Source organism: Methylobacterium sp. D53M (genome assembly GCF_053345625.1).
Map to the genome: position 1 here is coordinate 198,586 of NZ_JBKFAL010000001.1, position 14,750 is coordinate 213,335.

Genomic DNA, 14,750 nt, shown 5'->3' on the forward strand with positions numbered 1-14,750 from the left:
GGGCGGCCGGGCCTCGCCGGTGAAGTGCCGACCGCGACGACGCGGCGGCGATCGCGCTGTGAACCGGTCGCGCAGGCGCGGTCAGGCCGCCTGCGGAGGCGCGCATCGAGCGAAGGTCAGGGGGCGCGGCCGACACGCTCTGCCGTTTCTAGCTCGGCCCGACCGGACGGCCCGCCATCGGTGTCTTCAGGCGGAGCGCTCGAACGCCGCCACGTAGGCCTCGGCGTCGCGGGCGACGTCGGCCGCCGCCTTCCCGGGCCGGTAAAGATTGGACCCGAGGCCGAATCCATCGGCGCCCGCCTGCCGCCAGCCCGCGATGGTCTCGGGCAAGACTCCGCCGACGGCCAGAACCCGCGTGTCCGGCGGCAGGACCGCGCGATGCGCCCGGAGCGCCAGGGGCGTCGCGACATCCGCCGGGAACAGCTTCAGCGCGGTTGCTCCCGCCGCGAGGCACGCGAAAGCCTCCGTGGGCGTCTGATAGCCCGGAAGGGAGACAAGGCCCGCCGCGACGGTGGCGCCGATGACGGCCGGATCGGCGTTTGGCGATACCACGAGGGTTCCGCCAGCAGCGGCAACCTCGCCGACCTGAGTCGGCGTCAGGACCGTGCCGGCTCCGACTAGCGCCCGCCCGGCGAGGTGATCGGCGAGCGCCGCGATGCTCCGGAGCGGGTCCGGCGAGTTGAGGGGCACCTCGACGAGGGTGAACCCGGCCCCGACCAGCGCCTCCCCCACGGCGGGTGCCTCGTCAGGCGTGAGCCCCCGCAGGATGGCGACGAGCGGGCAGGCCGCGAAGGCCGCCTCGAACCGGTCGAGGATGGTCATGCCCGCAGACTCCAGATGGCGTGGATACCGGCCGTGGTTGAACCGTCCGGCACGATCACCGGATCCCCGCCCGTTTCGGTGATGGCGGCGGCGTAGAGTGCTCCGAGGCGGCCGCCGCCGAGGAGATGGACCGGGCGCCGCCGGAGGTCGTCCCGGGTGCCGATATCGGCGCCGATCAGGATTCCGCTGGCATGGGCCGCCGCGTCCTCGGCGGCGAGCCGGTCGAGCAGGAGGCCGGAGCGAACCTCGAACAGGGTGGCGGCTAGATTGCGGGACGCGAGGCCGCGACGGACACCCGCGCGGAAGGGGGCCCCATCCCCGACCGCGCCGTCGAGCGTCCCGGCCAGGATCCCGTGCGCCCGGAGGAGGGCGAAGAGTTCTCCGGTCATCACCGTGGTGAAATCCGTGATGGACCCGTCGACGGTCTCGATCCACTTGTTGTGCGTGCCGGGCTGGCAGAACAGGGCGGTCGCCGGCGCCGCGCCCGCTCCGATCGCCCCGAAGACCTGGATCTCCTCGCCCCGCATCACGTCGGGGCGGCCTCCGCCCCGCAGGGCGACGCCGGGGACGATCCGGACACCGGGGGCGGGCTCGAGGCAGGCTTCGGCCAGGGCGGTGAGGGTGGCCGGCGCGGCCACGTAGGGCGCCGCCTGCCAGCCCCGGTTGGAGCCGATCATGCCGATGGCGATGATGAGGTCAGCGCCCAGTCGCGCGCGCAGGGCCGCGATCTCCGCCGGATAGGCGTCGGGCGTCAGGGCGAGGACGCCACGCTCGTCGTGCAGGCTGTCGAGGACGGCGCCCGCTTCCGAGACGGCGAAGGCCCGCCGGTTCGTCGTGCCCCAGTCGACGGCGATGTAGGCCGGGCGATCGCCCATGCCGAACCCTCTCAGAAGAGCCACGCGAAGAATTGTCTGAGTTAAGTGCGGCGCGCGGCGCGGTCAAGTTCAGTCCGACGGCCGTCGTGACACAGAGGGCCACTGATATCACTCCCGGGGGATTGTCGCGCCGCCACGAGCGTTTGCGATGGACTGCGCGGCTGCGGATCGGCGATATGGCGGCAAGAAATCGAACCCGGGAGGGACACGCTTGGCACGGGATGTAATCCTGGCGACCGATGGCCTGACGATGGAATTCCGCGGATTCCGGGCCGTCAACGGCGTGGCGTTGCAGGTCGAGCGCGGCACCATCCACGCCCTCATCGGGCCGAACGGAGCCGGCAAGACCACTTGCTTCAACCTCCTGACGAAGTTCCTGATCCCGACCGCGGGGACGATCCGCTACAAGGACCGCGACATCACGGGCCTGAAGGCGGCGGACGTCGCCCGCCTCGGGCTCGTGCGCTCGTTCCAGATCTCGGCCGTGTTCCCGCACCTTACGGTGATGGAGAATGTCCGCATCGCCCTCCAGCGGCGGCGTCGCGGCGATTCCTTCGACTTCTGGCGGCCCGAGCGGGTCCTCCGCGCGCTGAACGGCGAGGCGCTCGCCCTCGTCGAGGCGGTGGGCCTCTCCGACTTCGCCGACGTACTCGCGGTCGAGCTGTCCTACGGGCGCAAGCGCGCGCTCGAGATCGCCACGACCCTCGCCCTCGATCCGGAGATGCTGCTCCTCGACGAGCCGATGGCCGGCATGGGCCACGAGGACGTCGAGCGCACGGCCCAACTCATCCGCCGGGTCTCGAAGGACCGCACCATCCTGATGGTGGAGCACAACCTCTCGGTGGTGGCCTCCCTGTCGGACCGGATCACCGTGCTGGCCCGCGGGCAGGTGCTGGCCGAGGGCGACTACGCCACGGTCTCGAAGGATCCGCGCGTGGTCGAAGCGTATATCGGGGCGGGACATGCCTGAGGCGGCTCTGAGGACACCTCCGGCGGCCGCGACCGACGCGCTGCTGACCGTCCGCGGCCTCGAGGGCTGGTACGGCGAGAGCCACGTCCTCCACGGCATCGACATCGACGTGCGCGCGGGCGAGGTGATCACGCTGCTCGGTCGCAACGGCGCGGGCAAGACCACGACCCTCCGGGCGATCATCGGGATCCTCGGCAAGCGCTCGGGCTCGATCGTCTACGACGGCGTCGAGACGGTCCGGATGGCCTCGCGCAACATCGCCCGGCTCGGGATCGGCTACGTGCCGGAGGAGCGCGGCATCTTCGCGAGCCTGACGGTCCACGAGAACCTGATGCTTCCGCCGCGGGTGAAGCCCGGCGGCATGTCGGTGGCAGACATCCACACGCTGTTCCCGAACCTCAAGGAACGCGCCGGCAGCCAGGGCACCAAGCTCTCGGGCGGCGAGCAGCAGATGCTGGCGATCGGGCGCATCCTGCGCACAGGCGCCAAGCTGATCCTGCTCGACGAGCCCACGGAAGGTCTCGCGCCGGTCATCGTCCAGCAGATCGGCCGGACGATCCAGCAATTGAAGACTCAGGGCTACACCATCGTCCTGGTGGAGCAGAATTTCCGCTTCGCCCAGACTTTGGCGGACCGGCACTTCGTGATCGAGCAGGGGCGGGTGGTCGACATGATCCCCAATGCCGAGCTTGACGCCAATATCGACAAGCTGCACGCCTATCTCGGCGTCTGAATCTCGTACGCGAAAACCGTAGAAGCGCCAGAAAACGGCGACCCGATACTCGGCCGGCGGAGATCCGCTGCGCCGCTGGAGGATGGAAACGAAAATGCTCGGACGCATCGCCCGGCCCGTGACCCTCGCCGCCCTCGCCGGCGCCCTGATGATGGGCACCGCGGTCGCGCAGACGAACGTGAAGATCGGCATCCTGGGCGACCGCTCGGGCGCCTACTCGGACATCAGCGGCGAGGGCTCGGTCGTGGCCGCGAAGCTCGCCATCGAGGATTTCAAGCCGGAGCAGCACGGCCTGAAGGTCGAGATCGTCTCGGCCGATCACCAGAACAAGCCGGATGTCGGCGCGGCCATCGCCCGCCAATGGTACGACCGCGACGCCGTCGACATGATCACCGACGGGGTGACCTCCTCGGTGGCGCTGGCCATCAGCCAGGTGACCAAGGAGAAGAACAAGGTCTTCATCGATACCGGCGCCGGCACGGCCGACCTCACCGGCCCGCAATGCACGCCGAACACCATCCACTGGGTCTACGACACGGTAGCGCTGGCCAACGGCACCGGCGGCGCGATGGTCAAGCGCGGCGGCAACACGTGGTTCTTCCTCACGGCCGACTACGTGTTCGGCCAGACCCTGCAGCGCGACACCAGCGCGGTCATCACCAAGAACGGCGGCAAGGTCGTCGGCTCGGTGAAGACCCCGTTCCCGACCTCCGACTTCTCGTCCTTCCTGCTGCAGGCGCAGGGCTCGGGCGCCAAGGTGATCGGGCTCGCCAATGCCGGTACCGACACGATCAACGCGATCAAGCAGGCGGGCGAGTTCGGCATCACCGAGGGCGGCCAGGCGCTCGCCGGCCTCCTGGTCTTCTCCTCGGACGTGCACTCGCTCGGCACCAAGGTGGCGCAGGGCCTGGTGCTGACCGAGCCGTTCTACTGGGACCTGAACGACCAGACCCGCGCCTTCTCGGACCGGTTCGCCAAGCAGATGAAGAACGGCTCGAAGCCGACCGCGAACCATGCGGGCGTCTACTCGGACGTGCTCCACTACCTGAAGGCTGTGGCCGAGACGAAGTCCACCGCCGACGGCGCCGCCACGGTCGCCAAGATGAAGGCGATGCCGACGGACGACCCGCTGTTCGGCAAGGGCGTGATCCGCGCGGACGGCCGCAAGATCCACGACATGTACCTGTTCGAGGTCAAGAAGCCCGCCGAGTCGAAGGGCGAGTGGGACCTCTACAAGAAGCTCGAGACCATCCCGGGCGACCAGGTCTTCCGGCCGCTCAACGAGGGCAACTGCCCCCTGGTGAAGGGCTGACGGTGGGTTCGGGGCGCGGAGACCGGCCATGACCACGATCTTCGGTGTGCCGACGCAGGCCCTGTTCGGTCAGCTCCTGCTCGGCCTGATCAACGGCTCGTTCTACGCGATCCTGTCGCTCGGGCTCGCCATCATCTTCGGGCTCCTGAACATCATCAACTTCGCCCACGGCGCGCTCTACATGATGGGCGCGTTCGTGGCCTGGATGCTGCTCACCTACGTCGGCCTCGGCTACTGGTGGGCGCTGGGGCTCGCACCGCTCGTGGTGGGCGCGTTCGGCATCGTGCTGGAGCGGGTGCTGATTGCCCGGCTCTACAAGCTCGACCACCTCTACGGCCTGCTGCTGACCTTCGGTCTCGCGCTGATCATCCAGGGCCTGTTCCGCAACCAGTACGGCGTCTCGGGCCTGCCCTACGCGATCCCGGCCGAGCTGTCGGGCGGCCAGCGCCTGCCCTTCATGTTCCTGCCGAACTACCGCGCCTGGGTGGTGGTCGCCTCGCTGACCGTCTGCATCGCCACGTGGCTCGTCATCGAGAAGACCAAGCTCGGCGCGTATCTGCGCGCCGCCACCGAGAACCCGACCCTGGTCCAGGCCTTCGGGGTCAACGTGCCGCTGTTCCTGACGCTGACCTACGGGTTCGGCGTGGCGCTGGCGGGCTTCGCCGGGGTGCTGGCTGCGCCGATCTACTCGGTCAATCCCAACATGGGCGCCGACATCATCATCGTGGTCTTCGCCGTGGTGGTGATCGGCGGCATGGGCTCGATCATCGGCTCGGTGATCACGGGCTTCGCCCTGGGCCTCGTCGAGGGGCTGACCAAGGTGTTCTATCCGGAGGCGTCCGCCACCGTGATCTTCGTGATCATGGTGCTGGTGCTGCTCGTCAAACCCGCCGGCCTGTTCGGGCGCACGGCCTGATCGCGATCTGAGGCACCCCCATGGCCGACACCGCCGCCCTCGACGCCGCCCCGATCGCCGCCGCCGTGCCGACGAGCCGGGACGACAAGGCGCTCCACCGCCTCATCTTCGTGGGCATAGCGGTGCTGCTCGTCGTGGCACCGCTCGTCCTGTACCCCGTCTACCTGATGAAGGTGCTGTGCTTCGCGCTGTTCGCGCTCGCCTTCAACCTCCTGCTCGGCTACGGCGGCCTGCTCTCCTTCGGCCACGCCGCCTATTTCGGCATGGCGAGCTACCTCTGCGCGTTCACGGCCAAGAGCCTGGGCTTCACGCCCGAGCTCGCGATCCTCGCCGGCACGGTCACGGCCGCCCTGCTGGGTCTGGTCTTCGGCGCCCTGGCGATCCGCCGGCAGGGCATCTACTTCTCGATGATCACCCTGGCGCTCGCCCAAATGGTGTTCTTCTTCTCCCTTCAGGCGAAGTTCACCGGCGGCGAGGACGGCATCCAGGCGGTGCCCCGCGGCAACCTGTTCGGCGCGATCAGCCTCGCGGACGACCGGGTCATGTACGCCGTCGTGGCCGTCGTGTTCATGGCCGGGATGCTGCTGATCTACCGGATCATCCACTCGCCCTTCGGGCAGGTGCTGAAGGCGATCCGCGACAACGAGCCGAGGGCGATCTCGCTCGGCTACCGCGCCAGCCAGTACAAGCTCGCGGTGTTCGTGCTCTCGGCGACGCTCGCCGGGCTCGCGGGCTCCACCAAGGCGATCGTGTTCCAGCTCGCCTCGCTCACCGACGTGCACTGGTCGATGTCCGGCGAGGTGGTGCTGATGACCCTCGTCGGCGGCATGGGGACGGTGTTCGGGCCGATCGTCGGCGCGCTTGTGATCGTCACGATGGAGACCTACCTGGCGCAGTTCGGTGCCTGGGTGACGATCATCCAGGGCTGCGTCTTCGTGCTCTGCGTGCTGCTGTTCCGCGAGGGCATCGTCGGCCTGATCGCCCGGCTGATCCGACGGCCGCTCTAGGACGCGGGATCCGGGGCGGGTGGCGGTTGCATCGCGGCAACGCCCCCGTCGCGACCTGCAATGGCGGATCGGGGCTGCGACTTGTGGTGAGCTTTCGTTAACCAAGACTGCCCACGCTGACGGCTCCACGCTGTCAGGGCCACCATGACCCAGGACCGAATGCTCAGCATCGACGACCCGGCCCTCGACTGCCCGGTCGCACCGGACGTGGTCGGCCGCCTGATCAAGGCCGACCCGGACGGGGCCGCGCTTCTGCTCGACGGGATCCCGGAGGCGACGCGCGCCCGGCTCGCCGTCTGGCTCTACGGCCGCAGTCACACCCACGCGATCGGCGTCCGCGTCGCGGCGACCTGCGAGGGCCCGACCCTCCGGCGGACCGCGGGCCTGGTCGGGAACGTCCTCTACGACCTGTCCCGCCGTCCCGTGGCGGCGGCGAGCCACGGACCGCGCGGGGGCGCCGGCCGCATCTCCCTGGGCGGGTCGAAGCGCCGCGCCTGACGGGTCGGCACGACCGGCCGATTGGATCGCCGCCGCGCAGGGACTATCCTGCGCGCCGATGTCCTCCCTGTCCGCGCCGTCCGTCCGCCGCCTCGACCCCGTCCTCGTCGATCGCATCGCCGCGGGCGAGGTGGTCGAGCGCCCGGCCTCGGCCGTGAAGGAGCTGGTTGAGAACGCGATCGATGCCGGGGCCCGGGCGATCGAGGTCACCGTCGAGGCCGGGGGGCGCCGGCTGATCCGGGTCGTCGACGACGGCCGCGGCATGACGCCGGACGATCTCGATCTCGCGGTCGAACGGCACGCCACCTCCAAGCTCCCGGGCGGCGACCTCACGGCGATCGACACCCTGGGATTCCGCGGCGAGGCCCTGCCGTCGATCGGCGCGGTGTCGCGGCTCGCCATCGTCACCCGCACGCCGGAGGCCGAGGCGGGGGCGAGCCTCACCGTCGACGCGGGGATGAAGGGGCAGGTCCGTCCGGCCCCGGCCCAGCGAGGCACCCGGATCGAGGTGACCGAGCTCTTCGCCGCCACGCCGGCGCGGCTCAAGTTCCTGAAGTCGGACCGGGCCGAGAACGCCGCGATCGCCGAGACGCTGCGCCGCCTCGCCGCGACGCAGCCCGGGATCCGCTTCACCCTGAGAGCCGATGCCGGGCAGCCCCTGGTCCTGCCGGCTGAGACCGGGGCCGAGGCGGAGCTGCGCCGGCTCGCGGCAGTGCTGGGGCAGGACTTCCTCGCCAACGCCCTGCCGGTCTCCCTGGCCCGGGAGGGCTTCGCGGTGGCCGGTCATGTCGGCCTACCGACCTACCATCGCGGTGCGGCGACCCACATCCACCTCGCGGTCAACGGCCGCCCCGTGCGCGACCGGCTCCTGCTCGGGGCGATCCGCGGCGCCTACGCCGACACGCTGGCCTCCGACCGGCACCCGGTGCTCGGCCTCGCCGTCGCGTGCGACCCCGGCCTCGTCGACGTCAACGTTCACCCGGCCAAGACCGAGGTGCGCTTCCGCGAGCCGGGCCTCGTGCGGGCGCTGATCGTGAGCGCGATCCACGACGCCCTGCGCCGCGGCGGCGCCCGCTCGGCCACCACCGGCGCCGCGCGGACCCTCGACGCCCTGCGCCCGGCCGGGGCGCCGCTCGCCACCCACAGCGGCGCCACCGCGCCGAGCCTGTTCCGGCCGACGCGGCCGGGCCCCTTCCCGAGCGGTGCACCCTCGGTGGCAGCGCCGCCCGGCTACCGTTCCTCGGCGGCGTGGAGGCCGGCGCCGCAGCCGGCGCGGGTCGAGCCGACCGGCTTCGGCGAGGCCGCTCAGGCCGTCTGGGCCGGGCCCGAGCCCGAAGCCGTGGCGGCCCCGCCTCAGGCCGACACCCGCGTTGCCGCCGACGCTGTGGAGGCGCTCGATCATCCGCTGGGGGCCGCCCGCGCGCAGATCCACGAGACCTACATCCTCGCCCAGACCCGCGACGGCCTCGTGATCGTCGATCAGCACGCCGCCCACGAGCGCCTCGTCTACGAGCGGATGAAGGCCGAGCGGGAGGCCGGCGGCATCGCCCGTCAGGGCCTCCTGATCCCGGACGTGGTCGAGATGAGCCCCGAGGAGGCCGACCGGCTGGTCGCGGCCGCCCCGGACCTCGACCGGCTGGGACTGTCCATCGAGGCGTTCGGGCCGGGGGCGGTGCTCGTGCGCGAGGTGCCGGCCGCGCTGATCGGCGCCTCGACGCGCAAGCTCGTTACCGACATCCTCGACGCCCTGGAGGCCAGCGGCGACGAGGAGGGCGGAGAGCCGGCGACCGAGGGCGGCCCGCTCGGGCGGCGCCTCGACGCGGTCCTGTCGCGCATGAGCTGTCACGGCTCCATCCGGGCCGGGCGGCGCCTGCGGCCGGAGGAGATGAATGCCCTCCTGCGCGAGATGGAGGCGACGCCGAATTCCGGACAGTGCAATCACGGGCGCCCGACCTCGATCGAGCTGAAGCTCGCTGACATCGAGCGGCTGTTCGGCCGCCGATGAGCGGTCCGGGACGCCGGGCCGGCTGGCGGACCCGGCGGAGCCGGTCCACAACGGACGTCGGCGCCGCGGCCCGAAGACCGGCGGCGCGCGCAGGGGAGGCGCAGAGCCATGACCGATCCCGTCGTCACCGGCCCGTGCCGGGCCGCTCCGAGGAGCCACGCCTCGGTCGTCGCCGCGGTGCGCTGAGATGGCCGCTCCGTTCGACCTCGCCGGCCGCCACGTCCTCGTCACCGGGGCCTCAAGCGGCCTTGGCCGTCACTTCGCCGAAACGCTGGCCCGCGCAGGCGCGCGCCTGTCGCTCGGCGCCCGCCGGGCCAACGCCCTCGCCGAGACCGTCGATCGCGTCGCGGCGGCGGGCGGTGAGGCCCACGCCGTCGTCATGGACGTCACCGACGCCGCGAGCGTTGAGCGGGCGCTCGACGCCGCCGAAGAGCGCTTCGGACCGGTGGCGGTGCTGGTGAACAATGCCGGCGTGACGGCGACGAAGCCGGCCCTCGACCTCGCGGAATCCGACTGGGATGCGGTGCTCGACACGAATCTCAAAGGCGTCTGGCAGGTCGCCCAGGCCACCGGCCGGCGCATGGTCCGGCACGGGGCGGGCGGCAGCATCGTCAACATCGCGTCGATCCTCGGGCTGCGGGTCACCGGCGGGCTCGCGCCCTACGCCACCTCGAAGGCGGCGGTCGTCCAGCTCACCAAGAGCCTCGCGCTCGAGTGGGCCCGCTACGGGATCCGGGTGAACGCCCTCGCGCCGGGCTACATCAAGACCGAGCTCAACGACGCCTTCTTCGAGTCCGATGCCGGCCGGGCGCTGATCAGGCGCATTCCGCAGCGCCGGCTGGGCGAGGCCGCCGAACTCGACGGGCCGCTCCTGCTCCTGGCCTCGGAGGCCGGCGCCTACATGACCGGCAGCGTCCTGGCGGTCGACGGCGGCCACCTCGTCTCCGGCCTGTAGTGGTCGCCCGAAACGGCTCCCGTCACGGGACCGGCGCGGGTCAGAGGGTCCGCGCCTGTTCGCGCAGGACGAATTTCTGAATCTTGCCGGTCGAGGTCTTCGGCAGCGGCCCGAACACCACCGTCTTCGGCACCTTGAACCGCGCCATGTGCTCGCGACAGAACGCGATCAACTCCTGGTCGCTTGGCACCGCTGCGCCGGGCTTCACCTCCAGGAACGCGCAGGGGCTCTCGCCCCAGGTCGGATCCGGCCGCGCCACGACGGCCGCCAGCATCACGGCGGGATGGCGCATCAGCACCTCCTCCACCTCCAGGCTGGAGATGTTCTCGCCGCCCGAGATGATGATGTCCTTCGCCCGGTCCTTGATCTCCACCGACCCGTCGGGATGCCAGACCGCGAGGTCGCCGGTCCGGTACCAGCCGCCGGCGAGGGCCTCCTCGGTCGCGCCCGGGTTGCCGAGGTAGCCCTTCATCACCGTGTTGCCGCGCAGGCGGATCTCGCCGACCGTCGTGCCGTCCCGCGGCACCGGCGCGTCGCTCGCGACGTCGGCGACGCTCACCGCCTCGAGCGTGGCCAGCGGCACGCCCTGGCGGGCCATGCGGGCGTGTCGCTCGGTGTCGGGGAGAGCGGTCCAGTCCGGCTGCGCCAGACAGACCGTCGCGGGGCCGTAGCTCTCGGTGGCGCCGTAGAGGTGCGTCACCTGGAAGCCGAGCTCCTCCATGGTGCGGATGATCGTCGAGGACGGCGCCGCGCCGCCGACCGCGCAGCGCACGCGCTGGGGGAACGGCACACGGTCCTGCGCCGGCGCGTGCGCGATCATCGAGAGGACGATCGGGGCGCCGCACAGATGCGTCACCCCGTGCTCGGCGATCAGCCTGAAGATCGCGGCCGGCTCGACCTTGCGCAGGCAGACCTGCGTGGCGCAGGCGGCGACACTCGCCCATGGGTAGGACCAACCGCTGCAGTGGAACATCGGCAGCGTCCAAAGATACACGCTCTCGCCGGTCAGGCCGAACGTGACGGCGTTGCCGAGCGCCTGCAGATAGGCGCCGCGATGGCTGTAGACGGCGCCTTTGGGATCGCCGGTCGTCCCCGACGTGTAGAGCAGGCAGAGCGACTGCCACTCGTCCTCCGGGCCGTGCCAGGCGTAGTCGGGATCGCCCTCGGCCAGCAGATCCTCGTAGGGCAGGGCGCCGTCGATCCCGGTCGCGCCGATCGCCACGACGAGGATCGGCTCGGCGAGTTCCGCGAGCGCCCGCGCGGCCAGCGCGGCGTACTCGGCCTCGACGAGGAGCGCCCGGGCGCCCCCGTGCCGCAGCGAGAACGCGATCGTCGCCGCGTCGAGGCGCGTATTCAGCGGGTTCAGCACCGCGCCGAGCATCGGCACGGCGAAGTGCGCCTCGATCATTTCCGGGACGTTCGGCGCCAGGATCGCCACGGTGTCGAGTGGCCCGACCCCCCGGGCCGCGAGGCCCGCGGCGAGGCGCCGGCAGCGCGCGTAGAGGTCCGCGTAGGTGAGGCGGCGGTGGCCGTCGATCACGGCGATCCGCCCGCCCGCCGCGGCGGCGGCCCGCGCCAGCAGGCTGACGGGGGTCAGCGGGACGTAGTTGGCCGGCCGGCGCGCGAGCCCGGCCTCGAACGGATGAGAGCCCGTCTCGCGGACCTCAGTCTGGGTCGGACGGGTGTCCGTCATCGTGCAGCCTTCTGATCGGGCGGCGGGCGTGGCGTGCGCTCCGCGCGACGAAGATTTCGCCGCCGTCGTGCCTGTCAATCGCGGCCACCGTGACAATGTGGTCCGCGCGCGGATTCTGTTACAGGGTCCTGTTGACGCGAGATCGCCCCTGGCGGATGCCCGTATTCCAGCGACGCGCCGTCGGGAACGCGTGCGACCGGCCCATCTGCGGGAGACGATTGTGGGGAACGACAACCTGCCGGCGATCTCAGGGGAGACCGGCCGCGCCGCGGTGGAGGGCGGCGTCGCCCGGGCGCGCGAGGCGTACGAGCGCTTCGCCGAGGCGGGCGAGATGGCGCTGAACGCCTTCGAGGCCTCGATGGCGCAGAGCTTCGAGGGCTGGCGCGCGGTGATGGGCTCCAGCCGCGAGACCGCGCACCAACTCACCGACAGCAACGTGGCCGGCGCCCGCCGGGTGCGCGAGCAGTGGGACGCCGCTGGCGCCCGCCTCTACAACGCCTTCGAGGACAACGCGGTCCACGCCATGGCGGCGATGCGCGAGATCGGCCACCGGATGCTCGTGGCCTCCGACACCAATGTCCGCGCGAGCCTCGACTTCGCGGACCGCGTCGCCAAGGCGGCAGATGCCCGCGAGGTCGCGGCGCTGAACATCGCGTTCCTGCAGGAGCAGGCGCGCCGGCTGACCGACCAGATGGTCGACCTCCATCATACGACCGGCCGTCTCGCCCGCGAGGCCGCCGCGCGCACGGAGACCCCGTGACGGCCGGCACCGCGGCGCCCGTTCCCGGACCTGAGGCGACGCCGCGGCTCGACGACCTGAGCCGCGCCGACGTGCCGTTCCGGACCGGCCATTTCCAGGCCTACGCGCCCCACGACTTCCACCGCATCGCCTACGTGGAATGGGGTGACCCGGACAGCCCGCACGTCGTCGTCTGCGTCCACGGTCTCAGCCGCCAGGGCCGCGATTTCGACGCCCTCGGCTATCGCCTCGCGAAGCTCGGGTACCGGGTGATCTGCCCGGACCTGCCCGGGCGCGGCCTCAGCGGATGGCTGAAGGACCCGGAACTCTACGGCCTGCCGCAATACGCCGCCGACATGGCCGCGCTCATCGCCCATCTCCGGGTCCCCGGGAAGATCGACTGGGTGGGCACGTCCCTCGGCGGCCTGACCGGCATGGTCCTGGCCGCGGCCGCCCGCACCCCGATCCGCCGGATGGTGACCAACGATATTGGCCCGTTCCTGCCCTGGGCGCCCATCCGCGAGATCGGGTCGCGCCTGCGGGACGCGCCCCGGCTGCACCATAACCTCGCCTCGGGCGAATCGCGTCTGCGCACGGTGCTGGGCGCGTTCGGCCCGCTCACCGACGAGCAGTGGCGCCACATCGCCAAGCACAGCTTCTTCCAGGAGCCCAACGGCGGCTGGCGGCCCCACTACGATCCCGGCATCGGAGACGCCTTCCGACCGGGCCGCGTCTACAGCGTGAGCATGTGGCGCGACTGGGACGCGATCACCTGTCCGGTCCTGCTGCTCCGCGGCGAGCACTCGGAACTCCTCCTCGCCTCGACGGCCGACGAGATGACGCGCCGAGGACCGCCGACGCGCCGCGTCGAGATTCCCGATTGCGGCCACGCGCCCGCGTTGCTCGACGACGACCAGTTGCGAATCGTCCTCGATTGGCTCGGCCCGGCGGCGTGATTCCGTCGCCGGCGCGCGCCACCGAGCCCTGAGTCGACCGTTTGCTGTCGTACGGATTTCACTGGGATCGGCCCGGTGGGCCCAACGCGGCGCAGGCAACCCGATATCGCCCGGCAGTGTTCGAGAGTGAATTTTTAGCTGATCTCGCTCACTTATATTTGATCGGGCCCGGTATTTGAGTTGTTCTCGCGGCGGGCACTGGAGGGCCCAAATTGCGGTCTTCCGGACCTAAGATTTCGAGAGCGTAACCATTCGTTGCACGCGCGGCTGACCTGTGGCACTAACAGATGTCAGGTCTGGATCTTGGCCGCGCAATGTTGCACCTGTCGGTTGTGATTGGCGCCCTGGATCCGGGCGAGCAAGCCTGCAGACAGCAAGAACATCCGGACTACCAACTATGGCGAACCCAACCCCCAAGCCGAAGCAGACCACAGCCATCGATCACGGGGTCGGCAGCCGCATCGCGTTCCTTCGGGCGGCGAATGGACTGAGCCAGTCCGCGCTGGCCAGCGCGCTGGGCGTCAGCTTCCAGCAGGTCCAGAAGTACGAGACCGGCAAGAACCGTGTCGGTGCCGGCCGCCTGCAGGCGATCGCCGAGCGGCTCGGCGTTCCGGTCTCGAGTTTCTTCGAGCCCGAGCCCGAGGCGACGACGGATAGCGGTCCCGCGCTGCTGCGCGTCGCCGGCGCCGTCGAACTGCTCCGGGCCTACAATCAGATCGCCGACGATCAGATGCGCCGCGACGTGCTCTCCCTCGTCAAATCCGCGGCGCGGATCGGTCAGACCAAGACGTCGGACGGCGTGGCACCGCAGGCGGGCGGCGCTCCGCGCAACTCCTGACATCCGGGCCTTGCCCGGCGCCGATCCGGCGCCGTGCGGTCCCTGCAGGCGGGATCATGGACTCTCTCCCGACGCGTGTGACCCACCTGCTCGCCGACCTGCCGCTCCGGGCGGACGACGAGATCGTGTCGGTCCTGGTCTCCGAGCCGGACCTGCGGGTGGAGCGCATCGTCTCGACCGGCCAGGCGAGCCCGCCGGGATTCTACTACGACCAGCCGGATACCGAGTGGGTCGCCGTCCTAACGGGCGCGGCCGACCTTCGGTTCGCCGACGAGGCGGAGGCCCGTCGCCTCGTCGCGGGTGACGCCGTACTGATCGCGCCGCATCGTCGGCACCGGGTGGAGTGGACCGACTCACCCACCGTCTGGCTGGCGATCCATTTCGGGTCTCAAGTCGGCGCTACGGATCCGGCTTCGCGCGATCGGGACTAA

15 protein-coding genes are annotated in these 14,750 nt (G+C 71.0%); 12 read left to right on the forward strand and 3 right to left on the reverse strand.

All coding sequences use genetic code 11. The features are described 5' to 3' along the window. Positions 1-186 precede the first annotated feature (186 nt). Positions 187-822, reverse strand: coding sequence for a 2-dehydro-3-deoxy-6-phosphogalactonate aldolase (locus tag ACLBYG_RS00930; RefSeq protein ID WP_447680301.1), 636 nt, complete (start codon positions 820-822; stop codon positions 187-189). After that, on the reverse strand, positions 819-1,697 hold the full coding sequence (locus ACLBYG_RS00935) for a 2-dehydro-3-deoxygalactonokinase (protein ID WP_447680302.1): 879 nt from the start codon (positions 1,695-1,697) through the stop codon (positions 819-821). Before ACLBYG_RS00935 ends, ACLBYG_RS00930 begins: the two co-directional genes overlap by 4 nt. Before the next feature lie 211 nt (positions 1,698-1,908). On the opposite strand from ACLBYG_RS00935, the gene ACLBYG_RS00940 reads away from it, so the two are divergent. The 8 genes from ACLBYG_RS00940 to ACLBYG_RS00975 all read left to right on the forward strand — a co-directional run bounded on the left by ACLBYG_RS00940 (position 1,909) and on the right by ACLBYG_RS00975 (position 10,093). Then, on the forward strand, positions 1,909-2,667 hold the full coding sequence (locus tag ACLBYG_RS00940) for an ABC transporter ATP-binding protein (protein ID WP_026604669.1): 759 nt from the start codon (positions 1,909-1,911) through the stop codon (positions 2,665-2,667). Further along, positions 2,660-3,400 carry an ABC transporter ATP-binding protein gene (locus ACLBYG_RS00945; RefSeq protein ID WP_447680303.1) on the forward strand — a complete coding sequence of 247 codons (741 nt, stop codon included), beginning with the start codon at positions 2,660-2,662 and terminating at the stop codon, positions 3,398-3,400. Before ACLBYG_RS00940 ends, ACLBYG_RS00945 begins: the two co-directional genes overlap by 8 nt. A 94-nt stretch (positions 3,401-3,494) precedes the next feature. Beyond that, the gene (locus ACLBYG_RS00950) at positions 3,495-4,712 is read left to right on the forward strand and encodes an ABC transporter substrate-binding protein (protein ID WP_447680304.1); all 1,218 of its coding nucleotides are present in this window, start codon (positions 3,495-3,497) and stop codon (positions 4,710-4,712) included. Between the two features lie 28 nt (positions 4,713-4,740). Further along, complete coding sequence (locus ACLBYG_RS00955; RefSeq protein WP_043380394.1) at positions 4,741-5,628, forward strand: branched-chain amino acid ABC transporter permease; 888 nt, start codon at positions 4,741-4,743, stop codon at positions 5,626-5,628. Between the two features lie 20 nt (positions 5,629-5,648). Continuing rightward, a complete protein-coding gene (locus ACLBYG_RS00960; RefSeq protein WP_447680305.1) occupies positions 5,649-6,635 on the forward strand; it encodes a branched-chain amino acid ABC transporter permease in 987 nt (328 codons plus the stop codon). 144 nt (positions 6,636-6,779) lie between these two features. Next, positions 6,780-7,133, forward strand: a complete 354-nt coding sequence (locus tag ACLBYG_RS00965; protein ID WP_447680306.1) for a hypothetical protein — start codon at positions 6,780-6,782, stop codon at positions 7,131-7,133. A gap of 58 nt (positions 7,134-7,191) precedes the next feature. Beyond that, positions 7,192-9,138: a DNA mismatch repair endonuclease MutL gene (mutL, locus tag ACLBYG_RS00970; protein ID WP_447680307.1), complete on the forward strand. Its 1,947-nt coding sequence runs from the start codon at positions 7,192-7,194 to the stop codon at positions 9,136-9,138. A gap of 187 nt (positions 9,139-9,325) precedes the next feature. Beyond that, the gene (locus ACLBYG_RS00975) at positions 9,326-10,093 is read left to right on the forward strand and encodes an SDR family NAD(P)-dependent oxidoreductase (protein WP_447680308.1); all 768 of its coding nucleotides are present in this window, start codon (positions 9,326-9,328) and stop codon (positions 10,091-10,093) included. A gap of 40 nt (positions 10,094-10,133) precedes the next feature. Here the strand turns inward: ACLBYG_RS00975 and ACLBYG_RS00980 are convergent, their stop codons facing one another. After that, on the reverse strand, positions 10,134-11,786 hold the full coding sequence (locus ACLBYG_RS00980; protein WP_447680309.1) for an AMP-binding protein: 1,653 nt from the start codon (positions 11,784-11,786) through the stop codon (positions 10,134-10,136). A gap of 220 nt (positions 11,787-12,006) precedes the next feature. On the opposite strand from ACLBYG_RS00980, the gene ACLBYG_RS00985 reads away from it, so the two are divergent. From ACLBYG_RS00985 to ACLBYG_RS01000, 4 genes are all read left to right on the forward strand, one after another. Continuing rightward, positions 12,007-12,546, forward strand: coding sequence for a phasin family protein (locus ACLBYG_RS00985; protein ID WP_447680310.1), 540 nt, complete (start codon positions 12,007-12,009; stop codon positions 12,544-12,546). After that, positions 12,543-13,481: an alpha/beta fold hydrolase gene (locus ACLBYG_RS00990; protein WP_447680311.1), complete on the forward strand. Its 939-nt coding sequence runs from the start codon at positions 12,543-12,545 to the stop codon at positions 13,479-13,481. The genes ACLBYG_RS00985 and ACLBYG_RS00990 overlap by 4 nt, the downstream gene beginning before the upstream one ends. Positions 13,482-13,878: 397 nt before the next feature. Then, the gene (locus ACLBYG_RS00995; RefSeq protein ID WP_447680312.1) at positions 13,879-14,319 is read left to right on the forward strand and encodes a helix-turn-helix domain-containing protein; all 441 of its coding nucleotides are present in this window, start codon (positions 13,879-13,881) and stop codon (positions 14,317-14,319) included. A 56-nt stretch (positions 14,320-14,375) separates the two neighbouring features. Beyond that, on the forward strand, positions 14,376-14,750 hold the full coding sequence (locus ACLBYG_RS01000) for a cupin domain-containing protein (protein ID WP_447680313.1): 375 nt from the start codon (positions 14,376-14,378) through the stop codon (positions 14,748-14,750).